A 24,215-nucleotide genomic window follows, 5' to 3' on the forward strand; every position below is an offset into this window, starting at 1 on the left:
GGATCACTGTCCGACGCGTCCCGGCTGCAGCACCTTGCTGAACAGCACCGAACCGCCCTGAGCCCGCAGTCGCACCGTCAACTCGCCACTGTCGCCGTCGATATCGACCTCGCCGAAGAACTGCGGCGACTCCATCGGCGACACATTCGCCCGGTCGGGCGCCCGCACGAAGACCCGATCGGGACCGAACGTGCTGTCCAGTGCATTGGCGGGGAAACCACCGGCGGCCAGCGGCCCCGACACGAACTCCCAGAACGGTGCGAAGTCCTTGAACGCCGCGCGCTCGGGGGCGTAATGCTGCGCCGATGTGTAGTGCACATCGGCCGTCAGCCAGAGTGTGCCGGTGATCCGGCGGTGCTTGATGAACCGCAGTAGCTCCGCGATCTGCAGCTCACGGCCGAGCGGGGCGCCGGGATCGCCCTGGGCCACCGCCTCGAAGTCCGTCGCGCCGTCCGTGACGACAAGTCCCAGCGGCATGTCCGCGGCGATCACCTTCCACACCGCGCGGGACCGCGACAGCTCGCGCTTGAGCCAGTCGAGCTGCTCGGCGCCGAGGATGCCCGTGGTGTCGTCGGGCTGCCGGCCGGGGGAATTGGCGTTGCGGAACGACCGCATGTCGAGGACGAACACGTCGAGCAGCGGGCCGTGCCGCACCACCCGGTGCACCCGGCCGTCGCCGGACGATTCGTGCAGCGTGGACACGGGGAAGTACTCGCGGAACGCCCGCATCGAACGCGCGGCCAGGACGTCGACGTTCTTCTCGGTGTACCGGACGTCGTCCAGGATCTGCCCCGGATACCAGTTGTTGCGCACCTCGTGGTCGTCCCACTGGATGATCGACGGCACCTGTGCGTTGAACTTCCTCAGGTTGTCGTCAAGGAGGTTGTAGCGGAAGTTTCCGCGGTACTCGGCGAGCGTCTCGGCGACCTTCGCCTTTTCCTCGGTGGTGACGTTGCGCCAGACCCGGCCGTCGGGCAGCGTCACGCTCGGCTCGATCACCCCGTCCGCGTAGATGTTGTCACCGCTGCAGAGAAAGAAATCCGGGTCGAGACGGCGCATCTCGTCGTACACCCGGTAGCCGCCGATGTCCGGGTTGATGCCCCAGCCCTGTCCCGCGATGTCGCCGGACCACAGGAAGCGGACCCCGTCGCGGCGCCGGGCGGGCGCGGTACGGAACGTCCCGTACACCGGCTCACCGGTCCGGCGCGGATCGTCCGGGTCCGCGAGCGTCACCCGGTAGTGCACCTGCTCGCCGGCGGGCAGCCCGTACAGCGGCGTCGTGCCGGTGAAGTCGGTACCGGAGCCGACCAGAGGCCCGTGCCAGGTGCGCGCCCGCCGGAACGACTCCGTTGCCGACGTCTCCACGATCATCCGCGCCGGACGGTCCGAACGCACCCAGACCAGGGCGGACGATGCGGTGACATCACCCACCTGAACGCCCCAGGCCGCGCGCGGCCGGCCGGACAGGGCGAAGGCGGGGGCTGCCGCCGCTGCCACCGGGAGCGTGAGCGCGGCCGAAGCGGCCAGTGAACCGCGCAGCACAGCGCGGCGGTCGGGCGAAGGGATGCGCGGACGGTACGACATTGAGGTGCCTCCGGGGGCAGCGGGACAGAGGTACGGGTGGCCGGTCGACGGGCCCCACCTTTGTGCCCGTCGGCGGCGAGCACACCAACCTCGGATGAACAGCGGGCCGCGGGCCAGGCGTCGATGTCCCGTCCGTGCGCTTCCCGTTGGGCGTTGTGCGGCCCGCCATGCCGCTAGGTGAAACCGGTCCGGAGGCCTCTGCCTGGTCAGCGACTGGTGTCGAGGATGACGCGTGCCACGAGCGCCGGATCGTCGTTCATCGGCACGTGCCCGCAGCCGGGCAGCCGCACCAGCCGGGCCCCGGGGATGGTGTGCTTGGCTCTGATCCCCTGCCGGCGCAGCAGCAGACGGTCGCGACTGCCCCAGGCGACAGTCACCGGCAGCCCCGGCACATCGTCGGTGAACGCGACACTCCGTCCGACGGCGAGCGTCTCGTGGAATCCGGACGCCTCGCGCAGGGCCACGGTCTCCGAGACGACCGCCTCGGGTGAACGGCGGCCGGGTCGCGCGTAGATGGTGCTCGTCAGCGCGGTACGCCCGGCCGCGCTCCGCGAGAGCCCTACGATCAAGGGCATCGGCATGGCCAGCGCTCCCCGTCGCATGGCCCGCAGCGTTGCGAACGCGTAGCGCCGCTCGCTCTGCGTCCAGAAACCGGCGGGCGACAGCGCCGTCACCGACCGTACGAGCTTCTCGCGGCCCAGCTCCAGTGCCAGCAGTCCACCGAGCGAGTTCCCTGCGACATGCGGCCGGTCCACGCCGAGCGCCTCACAGAACGCGCCGAGCACCGGCACCACGCTCCCCAGGTCGTACGGAACACCGTCCGGGAGCGCCGGGGAGACGCCGAAACCGGGCAGATCCACGGCTATGACATCCCGCTCCGACGCCAGCACGGGCAGCACCGGATCCCAGGCCTGGTGGTGGTGTCCGATGCCGTGGAGCAGCAGCAGCGGCTCTCCGGAACCGGTCCGTTCGTATGCCACGGAAACGGTCCGCGGACCTCGGGGTGAGTCGACGCTGAACGAGACCGTGCCGGCCATGCTGCTGCTCCCAGGGGTGGGCCGTGCGTGAAGGACTGGAGTGCCGTCTTCCGTGTGGGCTGTGCAAAAGGTGTTGCCTGAAGGGATTTAGACGCCTCGTCAACAACAATTACCGTGCGGTAGCCCGCAGTTCAAGGGGGCTGGGAAATTCGTGCTGGACACGGCGCGGCGCGTCGGCTGGGATGGAGCGGTGACCACCGACACCGTGACAGACGTCTTCGAAGAACACCGCCCCGTCCTCACCGGGGTCGCCTACCGCATGCTCGGCCGGATCGCCGACGCCGAGGACGTGGTGCAGGAGGCGTGGCTGCGCTGGTCGTCCGCGTCGCGCGAGGACGTACGGGAGCCGCGGGCGTTCCTCGTACGGATCACCACCCGCCTCGCCGTCGACCGGCTCCGGCAGTTGCAGTCGCGGCGCGAGGCGTACGTCGGACCCTGGCTGCCCGAACCGCTCGTCACCGACTTCGGTGCCGCTGTTCCCGACACCGCCGAGCAGGCTGTCCTCGCCGACTCCGTATCGGTCGCCGTGCTCGTCGTCCTCGAATCGCTCTCCCCGCTGGAGCGCGCCGTCTTCGTCCTGCGCGAGGCCTTCGGCTTCCCGTACGCGGAGATCGCCACGACCCTCGACCGGACCGAGGCTGCGGTACGTCAGCTCGCCGGGCGTGCCCGGCGGCATGTGGAGGAGCGCAAGCCGCGTTACGACGTGGACCCGGCCCAGCGCCGTGACCTCACGGAACGGTTTCTCTCCGCGGCGGCGGGCGGCGACATCGAGGAGCTGCTGGCGCTGCTCGCCCCCGATGTGCGGCTGGTCGGCGACAGTGGCGGAAAGTCGAAGGCGCCGCTGCGGATCATCGAGAGCCAGGACAAGGTCGGCCGCTTCCTCATGGCCGTCGCCCACGATCAGGCTCCGGACATGGAGATCCGATTCGTGGAGCTCAACGGCGGCCCGGCCCTGCTGGTGCTTTTGGGTGGAAAGCCCGATTCCGTCTTCCAGGTCGACGTCAAGGACGGCGTCATCCAGTGCATATATGTCGTCCGCAATCCTGACAAACTCATCAGCCTGGCTGCCGAATAGCCCGCCCGATTCGACGCCCGCCCCCGACACCTGCCTCGACCGAAGCCCCACGGACCCGCCGGACGTGGGGCTTTGTGCTGCGCGGGCCTCACGGCACCACGAACGTCCTGTGAACGCTCTGTGGCTGAGGCCCGTTTCGCTGCGTGACGGAATAAGGATTGGTCTTGACCAAGGGGGTGTGCCGTCCTATGGTCTCAACGTTAAGACAGGAACCTTTAATAAATAACGTCGCGGAATAAGACGCTGGGTGATTGCGGAGGACAGGGTGGGGACCACGCAGCTGGAATCGGTACAGGAGCCGAAGTACTGGCACCTCAAGACCGTGCTCAGTGAGGCACTCGACTCGGACTTTGCGGTGGGAGAGATCCTGCCCAACGAGCGTGAGCTCGCTGCCCGGTTCGGCGTTGCACGGGCCACGCTCCGGCAGGCTCTGGAGCAGCTCGAACTCGAAGGCAGGCTGCAGCGCCGCCGGGGCGTCGGGACCACCGTCGCACCGCCGCGCCTCGGCGTAGCCGTCTCGACCGCGCAGCACGACTGGACGGACGGCGGTGCCGGCGAGGCCTGGCAGGCCGTCGACTGCACGACCGCCGTCGCACCCGCCCCGGTGCTCGCCATGCTCGACGTGGAGAGCGACGAGTCCGTGCACATCGTCCGCCGGATCCGGGTCACCCAGGGACAGCCTGTCGCGGCGGAGCTCCTGTACGTGCCGTCGTCGTCCGTGCCCGAACTGTCGGCGATCGAGAGCCCGTCGGGTCCCACCCGCGCCCGCAGTGTCGTGCGTGAACTGCATCGTCTCGGCCTCGACGGCCAGGACCGTTCGGTGGAGCTCGGTTCGGCCCGTGCGGACGACGCCAAGGAGCTCGACCGCCTCCCCGGCGCACCTGTGCTTGTCGTCACCACCCGCTACCTTGCCGCAGGAGGCACGGCCGCTGTCTCCGTCGCCACCTATCGGGCCGACACCTGCCGGCTCACCTTCGGCGCCGCGGGTGACCTGGAAATCAGTCACCCCGGTCAGGAGCGCAAGGCTTCCTGAAACCGGCCGGCCCCGTCGGCCCCGTACATGAACGCGCGGCCCGTCGCACTCAGCGGCGGGCCGTCACCGTGCCCTCCACCGCGAACAGCTGCTCCTCGACATGGTCGAGTGCCAGGCGCAGCGCGCCGGTGGCCACGGCCGCCTCGCCGAGCAGCGACAGCGTGACCCGCGGTGGCCGGAGACAGTAACGGGCCAGTTCGCCGCGGAGCGGATCAAGGACGCCGTCCAGTCCCGCGGCCCACCCGCCGACGACCACCAGCTCCGGGTCGAGGGCCAGCACCAGCGCCGCCACATCGTGCACCAGGCGCTGGATGAACCGCTCGACCGCCGCCATTGCCCGCGCGTCGCCGTGGCGAGCCTGCGCGAACACCGCGGCGACAGCCTGCTCGTCCAACGGGTCCAGCGGCGTGTCCGTCGTCGACAGCAGCTTCTCCGGAGTGACTTCGCGGCCCAGCAGATGCAGCGCGCCGATCTCTCCCGCTGCCCCACCGAAACCGCGGTGCAGCCGACCGCCGATCAGTGAACCGGCTCCCGGACTCAGCCCCGCAAGGACGAACACGATGTCGTCGGACTCGGTGGCCGCGCCCTTCCAGTGCTCCGCCACGGCCGCTGCATTGGCGTCGTTCTCCACCAGGACCGGACATCGGAAGGAGCGCCGCAGCCGCTCACCGAGCGCGAGACCGGTCCAGTCCGGCAGCGCGGTGCCCAGCCGTACCGTCCCGTCGGCCTCAACGATGCCCGGGCTGCCCACCCCGACCGCACGCAGACTGCTCCGGGCCACCCCGGTACGCCGCAGGAGATCGGCGACCACGGCCCTGACCCGGTCGAGCCGGTCATCCGCGCCGGCGGTCTCCGACACCTCGCGCGAACCGGCACCGATGATCCGGCCGTCCAGCCCGGACAGCAGCGCGGAGACGCGGTGCGGACCGATCTCGATGCCGAGCAGATGCCCTGCCTCCGCGCGGAACCGGAACCGGCGGGCCGGCCTGCCCTGACGCCTGGCTTCACCCTCGTCGGGCGTCGCTTCGACGACCAGCCCGGCCTCGAAAAGCCCCTCGACGACGCCTTCCACCGTGGGCCGGGACAGTCCTGTGATCCGGGTCAGGTCCGTGAGCGTGGGGGAGTGGGCACCCCTGAGCGCATGAAGCACCACCGCGGAATTGATCCGTCGCAGCAGCGACGGGTCCCCACCGGTCAGCCGGCCCACGGTGATTCCTTCCAGCTCGTGCGCATGTCAGGCGGATGGTACTCGCTGCCTGGAAGCAGGGCGACCGTTGGCCGCGACGGGTTCCGGGTGGGGCCGGCGTCAGCTCGGAGCCACGAACCCGGACTCGTACGCGGCGATCACCGCCTGGGTCCGATCCCTGGCCCCCAACTTGGCCAGCACCGCACTGACATGGGTCTTCACCGTCTCGACGCCGACCACGAGCTTGGCGGCGATCTCCGCATTCGAAAGTCCCCGGGCCATCAACCGGAGCACCGCAGCCTCGCGCTCGGTGAGCGATGCCCGCTTCATGACCGCCTTCGCCTTACTCGTCCCGTACTCGGCGGCGAGCTGCCGGACCGCGGCCGGGAACAGCAGAGACTCACCCTCGGCGACCAGGCGCACCGCATGCACGATCTCCGCGGGCCGGGCACGCTTGAGCAGAAAGCCGTCCGCCCCGGCGCGCAGCGCCTCGTACACGTACTCGTCGTTCTCGAATGTCGTCACCACCAGGATCTTCGGCGGATCAGGCACCGTGCGCAGCACCACCCGGGTCGCCTCGATGCCGTCCATCAAGGGCATCCGCACATCCATCGCCACCACATCGGGGCGCAACCTGTGCACCAGCGGGATCACTGCTGCGCCGTCGGCCGCCTCGCCCACCACCTCGATATCGGGCTGAGCCTCAAGGACCGCGCGCAGCCCCGCGCGTACGAGAGGTTCGTCATCGACCAGAAGAACGGTAACCGGCATCCGGTCAGCCTAGGCGGTCCAGCGGGAGGCTTGCGTGCACCCGCCACTCACCGTCGTACGGACCGGTCTTGGCCTTTCCGCCCAGGAGCGCGGCCCGTTCGCGTATGCCCCGCAGCCCGCTTCCGCCCCCGGGCTGGCCCGGCGATTCGGTGAGTGGATTCGCCACCTCCAGCTCGAGCCAGCCGTCCGCCACCGTGATGCGTACCCGTACGGGGACGGTCCCGGAGTGGCGCAAGACATTGGTGAGAGCTTCCTGCAGGATCCGATAGCCCTCGCGCGACACCGGCCCCGGCACCAGCTCCACCGGACCGGACATCTCGGCATCGACCTTCGCCCCGGAGCCGCGCGCCGACTCCAGCAGCCGGTCCGCCTCGGCAAGCGTCGGCCGCTGACTCACCGGTGCGTCCGACTCGCGCAGCACCCGCAGCACCCGCTCCAGATCGTCCAGCGCATCCCGGCCCGTCTCCTCGATCGCGGCCAGCGCCCGCTCGGTGAATTCAGGGTCCTTCGCCGCCCGCGCCGCGCCCGCCTGGACGACCGCGACGGTCAAGGCATGCCCGATCGAGTCGTGGAGCTCGCGCGCGATGCGATTGCGCTCCAGCAGCTGCTCGGTGCGCTCCTCCAGTGCGGTCAGCCGCTCCACCGGCGACTGGCTGAGCAGCCACCGCGCAGCGCCCGTGACCAGCTCGCCGCACACCACCATGACGGTTAGCAGCACCAGCAGCGGCAACGGCACGAACAGGATGTACCACGAGTGCGGCTCCACCCAGCGGAGGAGCCAATCCCCGCTCGGGCCCGCATCGGTCACGGTGAGCACGAGGTCGACCGCCGTTGCGGGCAGCCACACCGTTGCGAACGTCGCCACGCCGGAGAGCAACAGCCGCACTTCCAGCCAGGCCACGGTCCGCCAGCGGTCCGCCCAGGTCACCGCGGACGCGGCAGAGATCGATGCGTCGGGACTGCCCCGCTCGTCAGGTGTGAGCAACAACTGCGCCTGGACGCCCTCGGCGAGCCGCATGGCGGGCAGCAGTCCCACCGGCACGGCGAAGACCATCGGCGCCCACGGTGTATCGGGGGAAATGAACAGCCACACGCTGACGATCGCGGTCGGAATGAGCAGATGCAGCCAGCGGGTGTAGGTGACAGGGTCGGTCAGCGGACGGAGGAAGCGGCGCATGCTGCCATCGTGTCAGTGGCCCCGAGCGCGGCGGCTCCCCCGAGCGAGGGAGATGATCCCCTCCGGCGGGGGAGGTCAGGAGCTGGGCGCGGCCGTCAGGCTGAGGACATGACCAGCATCGACGTCCATGAGCTCACCAAGGCATACGGGGCCACTCGCGCGGTGGACCGTCTCACGTTCAGCGTGCTACCCGGCCGGGTCACCGGCTTCCTCGGCCCCAACGGCGCCGGCAAGTCCACCACCATGAGACTTGTCCTCGGTCTGGACCGGCCGACGGGCGGCACGGCCAGGATCGGTGGCCGGGCATACACCACGCTCCACGATCCGCTGCGCCGGGTGGGCGCGCTGCTCGACGCGCAGGCCGCCCACGGCTCGCGGACCGCGCGGAACCATCTGCTGGCTCTCGCCACCAGTAACCGCATAGCTCCCACCAGGGTCGAAGAGGTACTGGAGGAGGCGGGGCTCGGCCGGGTCGGCGGTCACCGGATCAAAACGTTCTCGCTCGGCATGCGACAGCGTCTGGGTATCGCGGCCGCATTGCTCGGTGACCCGGAAGTCGTGATGCTCGACGAGCCGTCGAACGGGCTGGACCCGGAAGGCATTGTCTGGATCCGTGAACTGATGAAGCGGCTGGCCCGCGAGGGCCGCACGGTTCTGGTCTCCAGCCACCTGATGAACGAGACGTCGTCGTTCGCCGACCACCTCGTGGTCCTCGGCCGGGGCAGACTCCTCGTCGACCTGCCGATGCAGGAGTTCCTCGACTCCCGCAGCCGCCCGCGCGTGCGCGTACGCACGACCGAGTCCAGCCGACTCCGTGACGTGCTGACCCGCAAGGGATACGCCTTGTCGCAGGGCGACGACGGGCGCTGGAGCGTCGAAGGGGCCAAGGCGGTGGAGATCGGTCCCATAGCCGCCCTCGAAGGCATCCCCATCCTTGAACTCACCGACGAACAGGCCACCTTGGAGCAGGCCTATCTCGACCTCACCGCCGACGCGACGGAATTCGCGTCCGCAGCCACCTCACCCACCACTCGTCAGGAGGCCTGACCATGTCGACCATCGCAGTGCTCCGATCCGAGTGGATCAAGATCAGATCGGTACGGTCCGTGGCCGGCTCGCTGATAGCGGTCTTTCTGGCGACACTCGCCGTCACTGTGCTCGCGTTCGCCACCGTCGGCCAGGCCGAGGCGGACAACCCGGATGCCGATCCGGTCTTCGGCGCCTTCTACGCGCTGAACTTCGGCCAGATCGCGGCCATCAGCTTCGGCGCGACCGCGCTCTCCTCGGAGTACCTGAACGGTGCCCTGCGGATATCGCTCGCCGCAGTGCCGCACCGTGACCTCTTCTACGCAGCCAAAATGACCCTCGTCGGTACACTCGCCCTGGTCATCGGGCTCGTCACCAGCTTCACCGCGTTCCTGGTGGGGCAGTTGTTCATGGGGGAGTACGCGATCGGCCTGGGGGAACCCGGAGCCCTGCGAGCTGCTCTCGGCGGAGGTATGTATCTGGCCCTGATGGCCCTGCTCGCGGCCGGCCTGACGGTCTTGCTGCGCAGCGCCGTCGCCGTTCTCAGTCTGCTCATCCCGTTCATCCTGATCGTCTCCTTCGTGGTCGGAGACATCGCGGGCGGCGTCGCGCAATATCTGCCCGACCGGGCAGGGCAGTTGGTGCTGCACCAGAATCCGGAGGGGAGCCTCGGGCCGTGGACGGGGCTTGCAGTCACAGCGGCGTGGGCGGGAGCCGCGCTGCTGGCGGGCTGGTGGGCGATGCGGCGCAGGGACGCCTGAGGGCCGGACTGCCCACTGTCAGAACCCTGGTGGCGCGCCGTCCATCGCCGCGAGGCGGCTGAAAAACCCTCAAGGCTCAGGCCAGGGAAGTGATTGTCAGTGCCGGGCGGTTTACTGGCGGTATGACGACCGCAGATCACCTCCGCCTCATCGACGGGATGCGCGCCCGGGACTTCCCCGCGGAGCGTATCCAGTCGGGCTCAGGAGTCAGCGGGCCCGGTTACCACATGGTGTCCTTGCACGCGGACGACGAGCACGGGGACGACGACGAGGCAGGGCGTCTGGAGCACCGGGCACAGTGTCTTGCGGAGCACGACGCGCTGCTGACGCTGCTCACGGGGCGCTGGGGTGAGCCGCAGATGATCAGTCTGTGGAGTGCGCAGGAGCGGATGATGGCAGGCGAGGAGATACCGGAGCCCTGGACCGATCCGGTCGTCGGATGCGAATTCCTGCAACTCTGGCGCATCGAGGACCGGTGGATCGCGATGGGACTCCATCTGGACGAGGAGGGCCCCGGCTGCGAACTGAGCGTCGTGGTCACGGAGATCGACCCGCCCTGACTGGCGACGCTGCCCATCCCGGTCGGAGCGGTCCGAGCGGTCCCAGTGGTCCGAGCGGTCCGAGTCTCAGCCCGAAAGACCGGGACTGGCCGAGTCGACGGCCGCACGGAGGCGTCCGTACTCCTCGGCCATGGTCTGAGCGGTCCAATGGGCGTTCAGGCCGCTGGGGTTGGGCAGGGCCCAGACCCGAGCACCGCCGATCGTCCTGTCCTGCGGGCCGATCTGCGCGCGTCGGTCACCGAAGGCGGTCCGGTAAGCCGTGACGCCCACAACGGCCAGCCACTGCGGTCGCAGACGCTCGACCTTGGCCGCCAGGATGACACCGCCCTCGCGGAACTCCTCGGCCGCCAGTTCGTCGGCGCGCGCCGTGGCGCGGGCCACCACATTGGTGATGCCCAGGCTGTGGTCGAGCAGCTCGTTCTGTTCCGATGGCTTCAACTGGCGGGGGGTGAAGCCCGACAGGTGGAGCACCGGCCAGAAGCGGTTGCCGGGGCGGGCGAAATGATGTCCCGTGGCGCCGGTCATCAGGCTCGGGTTGATTCCGCAGAACAACACACGCAGGCCACCCGCGACCACATCGGGAACGGTGCGGTTGCGGGCGGCCTGGAGCTCTTCGGGTGTCATCCGGTCCTGGTTTCGGCCGTCAGAGGATGGAGCCCGGCGTGTATCCGGCGGCCTCCGGGTGCCGCTTGGTGATCTCCTCGATCCGGGCGACGAGCGCGGTGACCTGGGCGGCCGCCGCTCCCGTGAAGGAGAGCTTGTCGGCCATCAGGGTGTCGAGCTGGGCGCGGTCCAGCGGGATGCGGTCGTCGGCAGCCAGCTTGTCCAGCAGCTCGTTGCGCTCCGTGCCCTGCTCGCGCATGGCCAGGGCGGAGGCGACCGCGTTCTCCTTGATCGCCTCGTGCGCGACCTCGCGGCCGACACCGGCGCGGACGGCACCCATCAGCACCTTGGTCGTGGCGAGGAACGGCAGGTACCGGTCCAATTCGCGGGCCACGACCGCGGGGAACGCCCCGAACTCGTCGAGCACCGTGAGGAAGGTTTCCAGCAGACCGTCGAACGCGAAGAAGGCGTCCGGGAGTGCCACCCGGCGGACCACGGAGCAGGACACATCACCCTCGTTCCACTGGTCGCCCGCCAGCTCACCGGTCATCGAGGCATAGCCGCGGAGGATCACCATCAGGCCGTTGACACGCTCGCAGGAGCGGGTGTTCATCTTGTGCGGCATCGCGGACGAGCCGACCTGACCCGGCTTGAAGCCCTCGGTGACCAGCTCGTGCCCGGCCATCAGCCGGATCGTCTTCGCGACGGACGAAGGTGCGGCGGCCAGCTGCACCAGCGCGGTCACCACGTCGTAGTCGAGCGAGCGGGGGTAGACCTGGCCGACGGAGGTGAAGGCCTGACCGAAGCCGAGGTGGCCGGCGATGCGCTGTTCCAGCTCGCCGAGCTTCGCGGCGTCGCCGCCCAGCAGGTCGAGCATGTCCTGCGCCGTGCCGACGGGGCCCTTGATACCGCGCAGCGGGTAGCGGCCCAGCAGGTCCTCGAGCCGTCCGTACGCCACGAGCAGCTCGTCCGCGGCGGTGGCGAAGCGCTTGCCGAGGGTGGTCGCCTGGGCGGCGACATTGTGGGAGCGACCGGCAATGACCAGCTCGCTGTACTCGCCGGCCAGCCTGCCGAGCCGGGCCAGCACGGCCACCGTGCGGTCACGCATCAGCTCGAGCGAGAGCCGGATCTGCAGCTGCTCGACGTTCTCGGTGAGGTCCCGGGACGTCATGCCCTTGTGGACCTGCTCGTGCCCGGCGAGAGCGTTGAACTCTTCGATCCGTGCCTTCACGTCGTGCCGGGTGACCTTCTCACGCTCGGCCATGGACGCCAGGTCGACCTGGTCGAGGACCCGCTCGTAGTCGGCGAGGGCTGCGTCGGGCACCTCGATCCCGAGGTCCTTCTGAGCGCGCAGCACCGCCAGCCACAGCTGGCGCTCCAGCTTCACCTTCTGCTCGGGGGACCAGAGGACGGCCAGCTCGGTGGAGGCATAGCGGCCGGCCAGGACATTGGGGATGCGAGGCTTCGCAGACACAGCAGTCACGTGTCCAGATTCTACTGGCGGTTTCTGCAGGCCAGCGCCGCGGCCCGGTTTGTGGCTTACTACGAACGCGGTCTCCCGTGCGAGGGAAGCCGCCCGGACCCCGGCTTCGGGTCATTCGGTATGCCTCAGCATGCTCCGCAGCCCGCATTCACCCGGGCTTGTGGGCCCGCCCGCTTCAGAAACGCGCGGTACGGCCCCTGCGGAGGCCGTAGGCAGCCGCGCCGAGCAGCGCCACCGCCGCGCCCGCGACAGCACCGACGGCACGGGAAGGGTGACAGCGAGGACCAGGCAGCCGGCCAGACCGAGGACCGGAACCGCGCGCAAGGGACGGCCCTCGGCCGGTGTGAGGGTGAGGGCGGCCGCGTTGGCGATGGCGTAGTACAGCAGCACGCCGAAGGAGGAGAACCCGATCGCGCCGCGGACATCGCCGGTGGCGGCGACGAGAGCGGCGACCGCGCCAACGGCGACTTCGGCGCGGCGGGGGACGGCGAAACGGGGATGGACGGCGGCCAGGACGTGCGGCAGGTGGCGGTCGCGGGCCATCGCCGGCGTCGTACGGGAGACCCCGAGCAGCAGTGCGAGCAGCGAACCGAGCGCGGCGACCGCCGCACCTGCACGGACCACCGGCACCAGTCCGGGGGCGCCGGCGGTACGGACTGCCTCCGCCAGTGGTGCTGTGGCATCGGCCGGCCGGGCGGGCCCGAGGACCGACAGCACCGCCACGCCGACGGCCGCGTACACGATCAGTGTGATCCCGAGAGCCACGGGGATGGCTCGCGGAATCGTGCGAGCCGGTTCCCGGACCTCCTCGCCCAGCGTGGCGATGCGGGCGTATCCGGCGAATGCGAAGAACAGCAGCCCAGCGGCCTGCAGCACTCCGCTCACCGTGGCGTCGGAACCCGGTGCCGGCCGGGACGCCTGGACGACGCCGCCGGTGAGGCACGCGGTGACGACAGCGGCGAGGACCGCGAGGACCACGGCCACGATCACCCTGGTCAGCCAGGCGGACTTCTGAACCCCCAGACAGTTCACGACGGTGAGCGCCACCACCGCGCCGACCGCCACTGCACGGGCCTGTCCCGGCCAGGCGTAGGAGCCGACGGTCAGGGCCATGGCCGAACAGGAGGCCGTCTTCCCGACGACGAAACTCCAGCCTGCCAGGTAGCCCCAGAACTCGCCCAGACGCTCCCGCCCGTAGACGTACGTGCCGCCGGAGGCCGGATAGCGGGCCGCGCCGGCGACGTGGCATTGCACTACGCCACGACCGCGGCCACTGCCAGACCGATCAGAAGCCCCGACCCTGCCGCGCGGGCGGCCGGAGCGAGCGTGGCGAAGACACCTGCTCCGATCATCGAGCCCAGGCCGATGACCACCGCATCGAAGACCCCCAGGCGGCGCCTCAATCCGTTGGCGCCCGTACCGCTGTTCACACCACCGCCCGCCGCACCAGCCATCGCATCCACCTCGCGCTTGTCCCTTGCCTCACCTGCACCGCTGTACCGGCGCACCGTACAGACCGAGGGTGACGAGACGGTGGCCGTCTGCCGTGCCACATGACCGGAGCCCCTCGGGTCAGGCCGAGGGGCTCCGGTGTCTGTGTCCGGTGCGGGACCGGGGAGTTACGGGGCCAGAGTCAGTCCGATCCGGATCCCGGTGGATGAACCGAGCGCCGACACCCCGTAGTAGAGGCCGGTGTCCGCCTTGATTCCAGAGGTGCTGGTGTTGTCGATCTGCAGGATCGTGCCGTTGTTGGCGTCCTCGCCGTCTGCGCCGATCGCGATGTCCGCCCGGCTGTAGCCGGAGAGGTCGGTGAGGGACACGGACGAGCCGAGGCGGTCGTTTGGTTCGGTGGAGCCGGGGATGCCCGTGGTGTCCTGGCTGTATCCGACGGCCCCGGTGCCGGTGGGGCCGGTGGCGGAGCCGCGGATCAGGAAGACCTGGCCGGCGTTGCTCTCGTTCACGCCGCTGCGGGTGATGTCCTCGCCCGGCGCGCCGGTGAGAATGTCGCCGTACCCGTCGAGGTCGACATCGCCGATGGAGACGGACGCTCCCATGTCGTCGCCGGTCTCGCCGGTGCCCGGTACACCGGTGGTGTCCTGGTGGATCGTCTTGCGGCCGGTCGAGGTCAGTCCGGTGGCCGAACCGAACACGGCCGTGACCGCGCCGCCCTTGGCGGTATGTCCGGACTCGGTGGCGGACGGCTGGCCGACCGCCAGGTCGGTGGCGCCGTCGCCGTTGATGTCACCGGCGGCCAGCGCGCGTCCGCCGCGGGCGTCGAGGATGCCGACGCGCTGGAGCCCGGTGGTGGACCCCTTCAGCCACAGCAGGCGTCCGATGCCGCTCGGGTCGCGGTAGCTGACGGCGGTGTCCGCGTAGCCGTCCTTGTTGAAGTCGCCGGTGACCGCGGCCGCGTAGCCCACGGCAGCGGTGTACGCGGCGGTGTTCAGGTAACCGGACTTGGCCGCACCGGTCTTGCCGTCCCAGGCCCACCAGCGGCCGGGCTTGCCCGGCGCTACGGAGAAGATGTCAGCCTTGCCGTCGGCATTGAAGTCGCCCGAGGTGACGGTCGTACCGAGATTCTCGCCGCCGATCCGGCCCGAAGCGGTGACCGAATAGCTCTTGCCGGTGGTGAGGGCGGGGCCGTACATCACGACGACCGTGCCGTTGTCGGCCTGCGTGATGTCCTCGCCGGGCCCACCGATGACCAGGTCGGCGTACCCGTCGCCGTTCACGTCGCCCCAGGCGTCGGACGAGCCGAACAGGTCGCCCGCCTCGGAGCTGCCGGGCACCCCCGCACTGCTCTGGTTCAGCGTCCGCTTCGCCGTCGAGCTCGGGCCGTCCTCGGTGCCGGGCAGCACGCTGACGCTTCCGCTGCTGCTCGCCGCCTTCGGGAGGCCGACGACCAGGTCGGTGATGCCGTCCCGGTTGAAGTCGCTGGTCGGGATCGCGGCGTTGCGGGTGCCGTTGGTCGCGTACGTCCGGATGGCACCGAGCTTGGCGTACAGGTTCGCACCGGGGCATGCGGTGGCGAAGCCGTCGCGGTGTCCGGCGATGGTGTTGAACGTGACGTCACCGTCGGGCTGGGTGTTGCCGTCGGCGTCGGTGACGAGGCGGGTCAGCGTCACCTTGGCGGTGGGGCCGACACCGTACTGGCCGAGCTTCCACGCGGCGATGCGCGCCGCGGACTGGAGCGCGGCCGGCGTCGGCTTGCCCGTCTCGAAGTTGCCGAGCAGGGAGATGCCTGTCGAGTACGAGTTGAAGCCGTATGTGTGCGCGCCCTTGACCGGGAGATCTGTGCCGCCGGCGCGGCCCTCGAAGATCTGGCCGCACTTGTCGACCAGGAAGTTGTAGCCGAGGTCGTTCCAGCCTTCGGTCTTCACGTGGTATGTCATGATCGCGCGGACCATCGCGGCCGAGTCGCCGCAGCTGTAGTTGTTCGTGTCGACGGTGTGGTGGATGAAGACCGCCTGCACCTTGTCGATGTACTCGGGCGGATCCTCGACCAGCGACTCGTCGGCGCCCCATTGGGCGCGGCTGATGATCGGCGGCCGGTTGACGGTCGACGGCGGCGCGGTGGGTACGGGGGAGGGGGTGGCCGTGTCCGTGGGGGTGGCCGTCGCGGTATCCGTCGGGGTGCCCGTGGCCGTCTCCGTCGGGGTGCCGGTGGCGGTCTCCGTGGGTGCGGCGGTCACCGTGGCCGACGGCGTTGCGGGATCGGTCGGCGTGGCGGTGTCCGTGGGAGCGCCGGCGGTGTCCGACGCGGTGGGAGTCGGGGTCCCCTCCAGTGCGAACGCCGCGTTCTCAGGACCGCTGGGTGCGAGGGTCGCCTCCGCCGGGTTCTTGGACTCGGCCTTGCTGACCCCGGGGTCGACCATGTGCAGCTTCAGGTTCTTCGGCAGTGCCTTGCCCGGCCGGCCCGACCCCACCTTCACCTGCACGGCGTCCGACGCCCCGACCCACATCGGCTCGGTGGCCCGGTTGGCGGCTGCCTGCTCCCGCCCGTCCGGCCCGTCGGCCGACACCTCCAGCTCACGCCAGGGCGACCACTTGCCGGTCCCGGCAGCCCGCGTACGCACTTCGGCGGTGCCGCCGACCTTTGCCGCGCCGTCCCAGCCGATGCCGACCATCGAGAACGCTGCGGTGTTCGTGGCCGGCAACTGCCGCTCCGTGGCCGTGCCGCCGTCAATCGCCACCGACCGCAGCTTCGCCGGCCGGACCTCCGGTCCCTTGGGTCCTGCCGGGCCGTCGGACGGATTGGCTATCGCCACCGTCACCACTCCGGCCCCACCGAGAACGACAGCGCCGACGGTCAGCCAGGCGCGGCGCTTCAGGCTCATCGGTCTGTACGCATGCGACGTGCGCGGGCTCAAATGCCCCACCCCTCCGAGAAGTTTGCTCGAGACACACCCGTCACACGGGCGGCCTGGTGTACCCAGCGCACCCAGGGGTCGAAACGTCACACGGGTCGGCGAAGTGTGCTGTGAGTCACATGACTTGTCGGGCTCTTGAGGCTTCCAGGCCTCGGGTGCGTCCTCCTGGCTGCGCTTCACGTCTGCCCCGGCGGCGGCAGGCCCGGTCAGTGCGTTTCGTCATTGCGAAACCCCTTGCTGTGACACTTCTGTGCGCCGTCACGCAGAAGTAGTTGAGAGGCTCGCGGGCCCGGGGGCATGGGCACCGTGAGCGGTGTCGGGGCGGCGCGCGTCTGACGCAGTCGGTACGAAGAGGAAAGTGTGACCAACGGCGGGGAACAACACCGCGGGAAAGTGGATGACGCCGAGCTCGGCGCTGCGGTGGAGCGGGCCCAGCAGGGGGACGAGGAAGCCTTCGCGGTGGCGTACCGGATGGTCCATCCCGGGCTGCTCGGCTACGTACGGGGCCTGGTCGGCGAGGACGGCGAGGACGTGGCCTCCGACGCCTGGCTGGAGATCTCCCGCGATCTCGGGCGGTTCCGCGGAGACGGGGCCGGGTTCCGCGGCTGGACCGCGACGATCGCCCGGCACCGGGCGCTGGACCATCTGCGCAGACAGAAGCGGCGGCCGCGCACCGCATTCCTGGAGCAGGACGTCCTCGAACTGCCCAGTGGTCACGACACGGCCGCGGCCGCCCTGGAAACGCTCTCCACCGAGCAGGCGCTCACGCTCATCGGGCAGTTGCCGCGGGAGCAGGCGGAAGCCGTTCTGCTGCGCGTCGTCGTCGGCCTCGACGGCCCCGCGACGGCGCGTGTGCTCGGCAAGCGAGCCGGGGCCGTACGCACCTCCGCCTACCGTGGACTGAAGCGACTGGCCGAGCGCATGACCTCGGCGGGATCGGGCACTGTGACGTCTGCGGCGCGGCGCACGCTGAGAGATGAGACATGAGAGATGAGACGCAGCGGGCGACCGGAATGCCGGTAACCCCCGAAGTGGCCGCCCTGCTGGCAGCTGCGCAGCGCGCCGGGGAAGCCGGCCCCGTTGCCGAGAAGCGGGCGCTCGATGCGTTCCGGGCGGCGCGCGACGAGGGCGCACACGCATCGGTGTCGCCGCTGCGGCGCCGTCGGCGCGACGATTGGCGTCCGGTCGAGCGGTGGCGCGGAGTGCGCTCGGTCCGGGCCGTGCTCGCCGGCCTCACGGCGGCGGTGGCTCTGGGTGGGGTCGCGGTGGCCGCCGGTTCAGGGGCGATGCCGGGACCGTTCGGTGAGGGCGGCCACGACCGGCCGCACCCCGCGCACCCGGCGAACAGTGAGCCCGCCACGCCCGGCGACAGTCATAGGGGTACGCCGACGCCGCGCGCGGACCGTACGCAACAAGGGCCCACGGACACCCCGGCCACCGGGCCTGCTTCCAGCCACCCCGGCCAGGCACAGGACGATACGGCGCTCTGCCGTGCGTACCGCCAGGTGCAGGACAGCGGGAAGGCCGCGGACGCGACGGCCTTCGACCGGCTGGCGTCGGCGGCCGGTGGCGCGTCGGCCGTGCCGGACTACTGCGACGGCCTCCTCGCTGCTCAGCCATCGAAGGGGAGCGGGTCCGGCAAGAGGGAGAAGGCGAAACCGATCCCGGCGGACCCGGGAGCGGCTGAGGGACCCGGGAACGACACCCGGGGCAACTCCGACGCGCGCTGAGCCCGGACCCGTCGGCGCGGACGCACGACACGCGGAGTCCTGTGTGCCCCGAGCCCAACAGCGGGACGCTGCACGCCCTGTGACGCTCCGCCCCGACGGGTACGTACGAGACAACTGATCCGGGCCGCGGCACCGGCGAGCCGCCACCGCTCCCGGACGCCCCGTCAATAGGGTCGCCCGGACTCGTACGTCCGGGATTGGTGTTGCCGTGAAGCCGTCCATCTGCCTGTGCATGATCGTCAAGAACGAGGCCCACGTCATCGAGCGCTGCCTCGCCTCCGTTCGCGACCTGATCGACACCTGGGTGATCTCCGATACGGGTTCGAGCGACGGAACACAGCAGCTGATCCGTACCGCACTCGACGGCATCCCGGGCGAGCTACACGAGGAGCCCTGGGTGGACTTCGGCCACAACCGGAGCCTGAACATCAGGCACGCCCACGCCAAGGCCGACTATCTGCTCCTCCTCGACGCCGATCTGGTGATCCACAGACACGGGCCGCTGTCCCCGCTGACCGCCGACTCGTACCTGCTGAGGCACGAAGGCGCGACCGAGTGCCGCATCAAGCGTCTGGTACGCGGCGACATCGCCTGGCGGTACGAAGGCGTCACCCATGAGTACCTCACCTCCGACCAGCGCGACGACCCGCAGACTTTCGACGCGCTCGTCATCGAGGACCACGCCGACGGGGGAACGCGGCACGAAAAGTTCGAGCGCGATGCACGCCTGCTCGGTGCCGAACTCGAGCGCGACCCCGCCAACACCCGGACGGTCTTCCATCTGGCGCAGACCATGCGGGATCTCGGCGAGAGGGACAAGGCGATCGCCCTGTACGAGCGCCGCGCGCGGATGGGCGGCTGGGGCGAGGAGGTGTACTACTCGCTGCTGCAGGCCGGGATCCTCAAGGCCGATGCCGACGACTGGCCGGCCGCGATGGACGCGCTCTCGCGTGCCTGGGAGTCGCGGCCGCAACGGCTCGAGGCCTGCTACGAACTCTCCTCGCGGCTGCGCGGCCTCGGCCGCCACCGTGCCGCGCACGCGTTCGTCTGCGCCGGGCTCGACCGGGAACCGCCGGACGACCTGCTGTTCATCCAGCCGTGGGTGTATCGATGGGGGCTGCTCTTCGAGTACTCGATCACTGCCTACTGGGTCGGGGACATCGAGGGTTCGCTCAGGGCCTGCGACCGGCTCCTGTCGATGCCGGACCTCCCTGATGCCCATCGCAGGCAGACGCTCAGCAACCGCGAGTTCGGCGAACAACGTCAGGCCTCCCGCAACGCGTCATGGGCGTCACCCCCGGACTGGCGCCGGGGCCCACACCTCAGTGACAACAGCTGCAGCACCTGCCACGCCTGACACATCGGCAGTCCGGGGCGACGGCTGTCGGATCCGAAGCGGGTGACCGGTTCGAGAGCTACGGCAGCAGCGCCCAGCAGCCCCGACAGGCCTTCCCTAGCGGGCGCCGTCCACCGGGCGCCACATCGCGACCGGGCCCGGGTCCCGGTCGTCCTCGGGGGTGACCCAGAAGGCCTTCCCGAGCTCGGCGCTGAACTGGGCGCCCGTCCGTCCGTCGCCGGACGACCGGCCGGTCAGACGCCGACCGATCCATGGAGCCAGATGCCGGCGCGCGAAGCGGAGGTCGTCGACGCGCCGCGTCGTCCACCGCGGAGGTACGGCGGCGGGGAGCGGCGTCTGCCAGTCGTTCTCGGCCGGAAGCCCCAACGTCTGCCAGACCGCCTCGGCAACTCTGCAGTGTCCCTCGTCGGTCAGGTGCAGCCGGTCGACGTCCCACAGCCGGGGATCTCCCAGCGCCGGAGCTCCGTACAGATCGACGACCAGCGCACCGTGGCGGTTCGCCAACTCGTCGACCAGGGTGAACAGCTCCTCCATGCGCGGACGGAACCGCTCCATCACCGGGCCGTTGCGACCGGGGCTGCGCATCAGCACCAGCTTCTTGCACGTCGGCGCGAGACGCTCCACGGCCTCTTCCAGCTGCCCCCGCACCATGCCCATGTCGCACTTCGGCCGCAGCGTGTCGTTGAGACCGCCGACGAGCGTGACGACATCCGCCTGCATGGCGACCGCCGCCTCGACCTGCTCGTCGACTATCTGGCGGATCAGCTTTCCGCGTACGGCGAGGTTCGCGTACCGGAACCCGGGGGAGCGGGTGGCGAGCCGACCGGCGAGGACATCGGCCCAGCCGCGGTACGAACCGTCCGGCAGCAGGTCCGACATGCCCTCGGTGAACGAGTCGCCGACCGCGACAAGACTGGTGTAGGAGGCATTCATTTCCATGGCGATGCGATCGTATCGCGGTGGGGTCCGGCGCCTTTCAGGGAGACCGGACCGAGCCCACCGGGCGGTGCGGGCCGTGGGGCCGGCGCGTACGTCTGACCGTCACCACGGCCCACGCCGGCCCTGTCAGCGTCCTTGCGGCCGTCCCACCAATTCGCGCAGGACATCCTCCATCGTGACCAGTCCGGCCAGCTTGTCGTCCTCGTCGAGCACCGCCGCGAGGTGTGTGCGACTCCTTCGCAGCGCGGTCAGCGCATCGTCGAGCGGCGTCGCGGCCCGCACCCGGGCGATCGGCCGCATGGCCGTTACCGGGAACGGCACATCACGCGGTGTGGCGTCCAGGGCGTCCTTCACATGGAGATAGCCCAGGATCCGCTGCTCGCTGTCCATCACCGGGAAACGCGAGAAACCCGACTCGTACGAGAGTCGTTCCAGCTCCTCGGGTGTGGTCCCGACCCGGGTGGACACCACCTGGTCGACCGGCAGCACCACATCCCGTACCGGGCGACGGCCCAGCTCCAGGGCATGCCGCAGACGCTCGGCCGCGCGGTCGTCGACGAGACCGGCGTCTCCGGCGTCCTTCACGAGACGGGCCAGTTCGTCGTCGGAGAACGTGGCGGACACCTCGTTCTTCGTCTCCACCCGCAGAAGCTTCAGCAGGGCGTTGGCGAAGGCGTTCACCGTGAAGATCACCGGGCGCAGCGCCCTGGCGAGGGTGACCAGCGGCGGACCGAGCAGCAGCGCGGTCCGCACCGGCTCCGCCAGCGCGATGTTCTTCGGCACCATCTCGCCGAGCAGCATGTGCAGGTACGTCGCCACGGTCAGCGCGATCACGAACGAGATCGGATGGACCAGTCCGTGCGGCATACCCACCACGTCGAAGACGGGCTCCAGCAGGTGCGCGATGGCCGGTTCGGCGACGATACCGAGGACCAGCGTGCACAGCGTGATGCCCAGCTGCGCCGCCGCGAGCAGCGCCGACACATGCTCCAGACCCCAGATGACGCTCCGCGCCCGTCGGTTCCCGGCCTCGGCCTCGGGCTCGATCTGGCTGCGGCGTACGGAGATCAGCGCGAACTCGGCGCCGACGAAGAACGCGTTGGCGACCAGGGTCAGCAGACCGATGAAGAGCTGGACGGCAGTCATCGTCCGTCCTCCGTCCCGTCGTCGGAGCCGGGCAGCGGTGCGTGCAGCAGTACCCGCGCCGCACGGCGCCCCGAGGCGTCCGCCACATCGAGCCGCCAGCCCGCCAGCTCGATGGAGTCGCCCACCGCCGGGATCCGGCCCACCTCCGTGGCGATCAGTCCGGCGAGCGTCTCGTACGGTCCTTCCGGCACCCGGAGTCCGATGGTCCGCAGCTGGTCGGTGCGGGCGGCGCCGTCGGCCGACCAAAGGGTGCGTCCGTAGGCGTCCTCACCGGCCGGTGCGAGGTCCGGCGTCTCGTGCGGGTCGTGCTCGTCGCGTACCTCGCCGACCACCTCCTCGACGATGTCCTCCAGCGTGACGACTCCGGCCGTGCCGCCGTACTCGTCGATGACCACGGCCATCGCGAGCTTGCCGGACAGCCGGTCGAGCAGCCGGTCCACGGTGAGGGTCTCCGGTACGAGCAGGGGCTCGCGCAGCATCTCCGACACGCGCGTACGTGGCCTCTCCTCGGCCGGGATCGCCAGCACGTCCTTGATGTGTGCGACGCCGACGACGGTGTCGAGGCTGCCCCGGTAGACGGGGAAGCGGGACAGTCCGGTCGCCCGGGTGGCGTTCGCGACGTCCTCGGCGGTCGCCTGCACCTCCAGCGCGGTGACCTGCACCCGTGGGGTCATCACATTCTCCGCGGTCAGATCTGCGAGATTGAGGGTGCGGACGAAGAGTTCCGCGGTGTCCGCTTCCAGCGCGCCTGCCTTCGCCGAGTGACGGGCCAGCGCCACCAGCTCCTGCGGGCTGCGGGCGGAGGCCAGCTCCTCGGTCGGTTCGAGACCGACCCGGCGCACGATCCGGTTGGCCGTGTTGTTGAGGTGGCTGATGAAGGGCCGGAAGACTGCGGTGAAGGCCCGCTGCGGGGTGGCCACGGTCTTTGCCATGGCGAGCGGCGAGGAGATCGCCCAGTTCTTCGGGACGAGTTCGCCGACGACCATCAGGAACACCGTGGACAGTGCCGTTCCGAGCACCAGCGCCACCGAGGACGCCACACTCGGGGACAGTCCGGTCGCCTCGACCGGACCACGGATCAGTTTCGCGATCGACGGCTCGGAGATCATGCCGACGACCAGATTGGTGACAGTGATGCCGAGCTGCGCGCCGGAGAGCTGGAAGGTGAGGCTGCGCACCGCCTTCATGGCGCTGGCCGCGCCCCGCTCGCCCCGCGTCACCGCCCTTTCGAGCTGACCGCGCTCGACGGTGGTCAGGGAGAATTCGGCCGCGACGAAGGCGCCGCAGGCGAGCGAGAGCAGTACCGCCACGATCAGCAGGAGCACTTCGGTCATCGGTTCACCTCCGTCCCATGATCGGGCAGGGACAGGAGGATCGCTCGATGTCGGCGATGTCGGCTTCTACTGGGAGGCTCGCCCATGGGCGGACGCTCACACCTTTCGGGAGGACGGGTCGACGGTGTACCTATAGTAAAGGGTCGGCAAAGTCATCTGCTCTGCGGGTGTTCGCCGACCGGCTCTCGGTCCCGCAGGGGCTTGATCCGGAGCAGTCCTGGCCTGTGCCTACAGCGGTTTCACCCAGCGTCGCCAGTGATCCTCGCGGTGATAGCCAGCGGCAGCCCATGTGTGGTGCGCCCGTTCGTTGGCTTCCAGGACCATGGCGTCGACCCGTCGCCCGCCCAGGTCGATGAATCGTTGTTCTGCTGCTTCCAGCAAGGCGGTGGCGATGCCTTGCCGACGGCGGTCCGGGTGCACGGCCAGCCGGTAGGCGGAGCATCGCCAACCATCGAAACCGGCTATGACGGTTCCCGCGAGAAGACCGTCACGCTCGGCGAGAAGCAGGGCTTCGGGGTCTCTCGAGATGAGTCGGGCCACCCCGTCGTAGTCGTCGCTGACGCTGGTTCCTTCTGCGGCTTCGCTCCAGAACTGAAGCACGGCGTCGATGTCCGAGAGGCCGGCACAACGGATGTAGAGATCACTCATTGGGTGAGCCAATCAGAACTCCGACCCGTTCGGCGAACGTTTTCGGCACTGAGGAATCGAGAGCCGCCGCCTGGACCGGGCCTGCGGAGTCATGTTCGTCGTTCGATCGTCGAAGGGCGCTCGGCGGGATCCTGCGTGGCAGGGGTGTCTTGCTCGACGGTGAGGTCGTGGTCCTGGACACCGAGGGACGACCCGACTTCGGGTTGCTCCAGCGCCGGATGGGTGTGGCGAACGCACGCCACGCCACTCGCCTGGCACAGCAGACATCCGTCCAGCCCGTGGCCTTCGACGTGATGTTCCTGGACGGCTGCTCGCTGCTCGCCTCCTCCTACCGCGAGCGTCGCCGGGTCCTGTCAGGACTGGGGCCGGCCGGTCCGCACTGGTCGGTGCCCGGA

At 69.9% G+C, this 24,215-nt stretch carries 20 protein-coding genes and 2 pseudogenes; 9 read left to right on the plus strand and 13 right to left on the minus strand.

What is annotated here, in order from left to right; genetic code table 11:
- Positions 1-3: 3 nt before the first annotated feature.
- Positions 4-1,584: an alkaline phosphatase D family protein gene (locus tag ACWCP8_RS26015; RefSeq protein WP_352269021.1), complete on the minus strand. Its 1,581-nt coding sequence runs from the start codon at positions 1,582-1,584 to the stop codon at positions 4-6.
- Between the two features lie 206 nt (positions 1,585-1,790).
- Complete coding sequence (locus tag ACWCP8_RS26020; RefSeq protein WP_352269023.1) at positions 1,791-2,621, minus strand: alpha/beta fold hydrolase; 831 nt, start codon at positions 2,619-2,621, stop codon at positions 1,791-1,793.
- Between the two features lie 190 nt (positions 2,622-2,811).
- Between ACWCP8_RS26020 and ACWCP8_RS26025 the strand changes: the two genes are divergently transcribed.
- Together ACWCP8_RS26025 and ACWCP8_RS26030 are read left to right on the plus strand one after the other, a co-directional pair.
- The gene (locus ACWCP8_RS26025; protein ID WP_451118460.1) at positions 2,812-3,696 is read left to right on the plus strand and encodes an RNA polymerase sigma-70 factor; all 885 of its coding nucleotides are present in this window, start codon (positions 2,812-2,814) and stop codon (positions 3,694-3,696) included.
- A gap of 265 nt (positions 3,697-3,961) precedes the next feature.
- Positions 3,962-4,729: a GntR family transcriptional regulator gene (locus ACWCP8_RS26030; protein ID WP_326632077.1), complete on the plus strand. Its 768-nt coding sequence runs from the start codon at positions 3,962-3,964 to the stop codon at positions 4,727-4,729.
- A gap of 49 nt (positions 4,730-4,778) precedes the next feature.
- Here the strand turns inward: ACWCP8_RS26030 and ACWCP8_RS26035 are convergent, their stop codons facing one another.
- The 3 genes from ACWCP8_RS26035 to ACWCP8_RS26045 form a co-directional block, all read right to left on the minus strand.
- A complete protein-coding gene (locus ACWCP8_RS26035) occupies positions 4,779-5,936 on the minus strand; it encodes an ROK family transcriptional regulator (RefSeq protein WP_352269026.1) in 1,158 nt (385 codons plus the stop codon).
- A 99-nt stretch (positions 5,937-6,035) separates the two neighbouring features.
- Positions 6,036-6,686: a response regulator transcription factor gene (locus ACWCP8_RS26040; RefSeq protein ID WP_352269027.1), complete on the minus strand. Its 651-nt coding sequence runs from the start codon at positions 6,684-6,686 to the stop codon at positions 6,036-6,038.
- Between the two features lie 4 nt (positions 6,687-6,690).
- Positions 6,691-7,863, minus strand: a complete 1,173-nt coding sequence (locus ACWCP8_RS26045) for a sensor histidine kinase (RefSeq protein ID WP_451118463.1) — start codon at positions 7,861-7,863, stop codon at positions 6,691-6,693.
- A 108-nt stretch (positions 7,864-7,971) separates the two neighbouring features.
- Here ACWCP8_RS26045 and ACWCP8_RS26050 point away from each other — a divergent pair, with 108 nt between their 5' ends.
- The 3 genes from ACWCP8_RS26050 (at position 7,972) to ACWCP8_RS26060 (ending at position 10,210) form a co-directional block, all read left to right on the plus strand.
- The gene (locus tag ACWCP8_RS26050) at positions 7,972-8,910 is read left to right on the plus strand and encodes an ABC transporter ATP-binding protein (protein WP_352269031.1); all 939 of its coding nucleotides are present in this window, start codon (positions 7,972-7,974) and stop codon (positions 8,908-8,910) included.
- 2 nt (positions 8,911-8,912) lie between these two features.
- Positions 8,913-9,650, plus strand: a complete 738-nt coding sequence (locus ACWCP8_RS26055) for an ABC transporter permease (protein ID WP_451118465.1) — start codon at positions 8,913-8,915, stop codon at positions 9,648-9,650.
- A 122-nt stretch (positions 9,651-9,772) separates the two neighbouring features.
- Positions 9,773-10,210 (plus strand): hypothetical protein, encoded by a 438-nt coding sequence (locus ACWCP8_RS26060; protein ID WP_451118467.1) that lies wholly within the window; start codon positions 9,773-9,775, stop codon positions 10,208-10,210.
- Between the two features lie 66 nt (positions 10,211-10,276).
- Here ACWCP8_RS26060 and mug read toward each other — a convergent pair whose 3' ends face one another.
- From mug to ACWCP8_RS26080, 4 genes and pseudogenes are all read right to left on the minus strand, one after another.
- The gene (mug, locus tag ACWCP8_RS26065) at positions 10,277-10,834 is read right to left on the minus strand and encodes a G/U mismatch-specific DNA glycosylase (protein WP_382832645.1); all 558 of its coding nucleotides are present in this window, start codon (positions 10,832-10,834) and stop codon (positions 10,277-10,279) included.
- A gap of 19 nt (positions 10,835-10,853) precedes the next feature.
- On the minus strand, positions 10,854-12,296 hold the full coding sequence (gene purB / locus ACWCP8_RS26070) for an adenylosuccinate lyase (protein ID WP_451118469.1): 1,443 nt from the start codon (positions 12,294-12,296) through the stop codon (positions 10,854-10,856).
- A gap of 175 nt (positions 12,297-12,471) precedes the next feature.
- Positions 12,472-13,750: pseudogene (locus ACWCP8_RS26075) on the minus strand (APC family permease).
- A 165-nt stretch (positions 13,751-13,915) separates the two neighbouring features.
- On the minus strand, positions 13,916-16,633 hold the full coding sequence (locus ACWCP8_RS26080; protein ID WP_451118471.1) for an FG-GAP-like repeat-containing protein: 2,718 nt from the start codon (positions 16,631-16,633) through the stop codon (positions 13,916-13,918).
- 393 nt (positions 16,634-17,026) lie between these two features.
- Between ACWCP8_RS26080 and ACWCP8_RS26085 the strand changes: the two genes are divergently transcribed.
- The 3 genes from ACWCP8_RS26085 to ACWCP8_RS26095 all read left to right on the plus strand — a co-directional run bounded on the left by ACWCP8_RS26085 (position 17,027) and on the right by ACWCP8_RS26095 (position 19,753).
- Positions 17,027-17,653 carry an RNA polymerase sigma factor gene (locus ACWCP8_RS26085; RefSeq protein WP_352269040.1) on the plus strand — a complete coding sequence of 209 codons (627 nt, stop codon included), beginning with the start codon at positions 17,027-17,029 and terminating at the stop codon, positions 17,651-17,653.
- Positions 17,650-18,396, plus strand: a complete 747-nt coding sequence (locus tag ACWCP8_RS26090) for a hypothetical protein (protein ID WP_451118473.1) — start codon at positions 17,650-17,652, stop codon at positions 18,394-18,396. The genes ACWCP8_RS26085 and ACWCP8_RS26090 overlap by 4 nt, the downstream gene beginning before the upstream one ends.
- 208 nt (positions 18,397-18,604) lie before the next feature.
- A complete protein-coding gene (locus ACWCP8_RS26095) occupies positions 18,605-19,753 on the plus strand; it encodes a glycosyltransferase (RefSeq protein ID WP_352269042.1) in 1,149 nt (382 codons plus the stop codon).
- A 96-nt stretch (positions 19,754-19,849) separates the two neighbouring features.
- On the opposite strand, the gene ACWCP8_RS26100 is transcribed toward ACWCP8_RS26095, so the two are convergent.
- The 4 genes from ACWCP8_RS26100 to ACWCP8_RS26115 all read right to left on the minus strand — a co-directional run bounded on the left by ACWCP8_RS26100 (position 19,850) and on the right by ACWCP8_RS26115 (position 23,820).
- Complete coding sequence (locus tag ACWCP8_RS26100; RefSeq protein ID WP_451118476.1) at positions 19,850-20,692, minus strand: SGNH/GDSL hydrolase family protein; 843 nt, start codon at positions 20,690-20,692, stop codon at positions 19,850-19,852.
- Between the two features lie 126 nt (positions 20,693-20,818).
- Positions 20,819-21,838, minus strand: a complete 1,020-nt coding sequence (locus tag ACWCP8_RS26105) for a hemolysin family protein (RefSeq protein WP_451118478.1) — start codon at positions 21,836-21,838, stop codon at positions 20,819-20,821.
- Positions 21,835-23,172: a hemolysin family protein gene (locus ACWCP8_RS26110; protein WP_352269047.1), complete on the minus strand. Its 1,338-nt coding sequence runs from the start codon at positions 23,170-23,172 to the stop codon at positions 21,835-21,837. The genes ACWCP8_RS26105 and ACWCP8_RS26110 overlap by 4 nt, the downstream gene beginning before the upstream one ends.
- Before the next feature lie 228 nt (positions 23,173-23,400).
- Positions 23,401-23,820, minus strand: a complete 420-nt coding sequence (locus ACWCP8_RS26115; RefSeq protein WP_451118481.1) for a GNAT family N-acetyltransferase — start codon at positions 23,818-23,820, stop codon at positions 23,401-23,403.
- A 167-nt stretch (positions 23,821-23,987) separates the two neighbouring features.
- Here ACWCP8_RS26115 and ACWCP8_RS26120 point away from each other — a divergent pair.
- Positions 23,988-24,116, plus strand: a pseudogene (locus ACWCP8_RS26120) (ATP-dependent DNA ligase); the annotation flags it as partial.
- Positions 24,117-24,215: the final 99 nt, after the last annotated feature.

This window comes from Streptomyces sp. NPDC002206 (genome assembly GCF_053593595.1).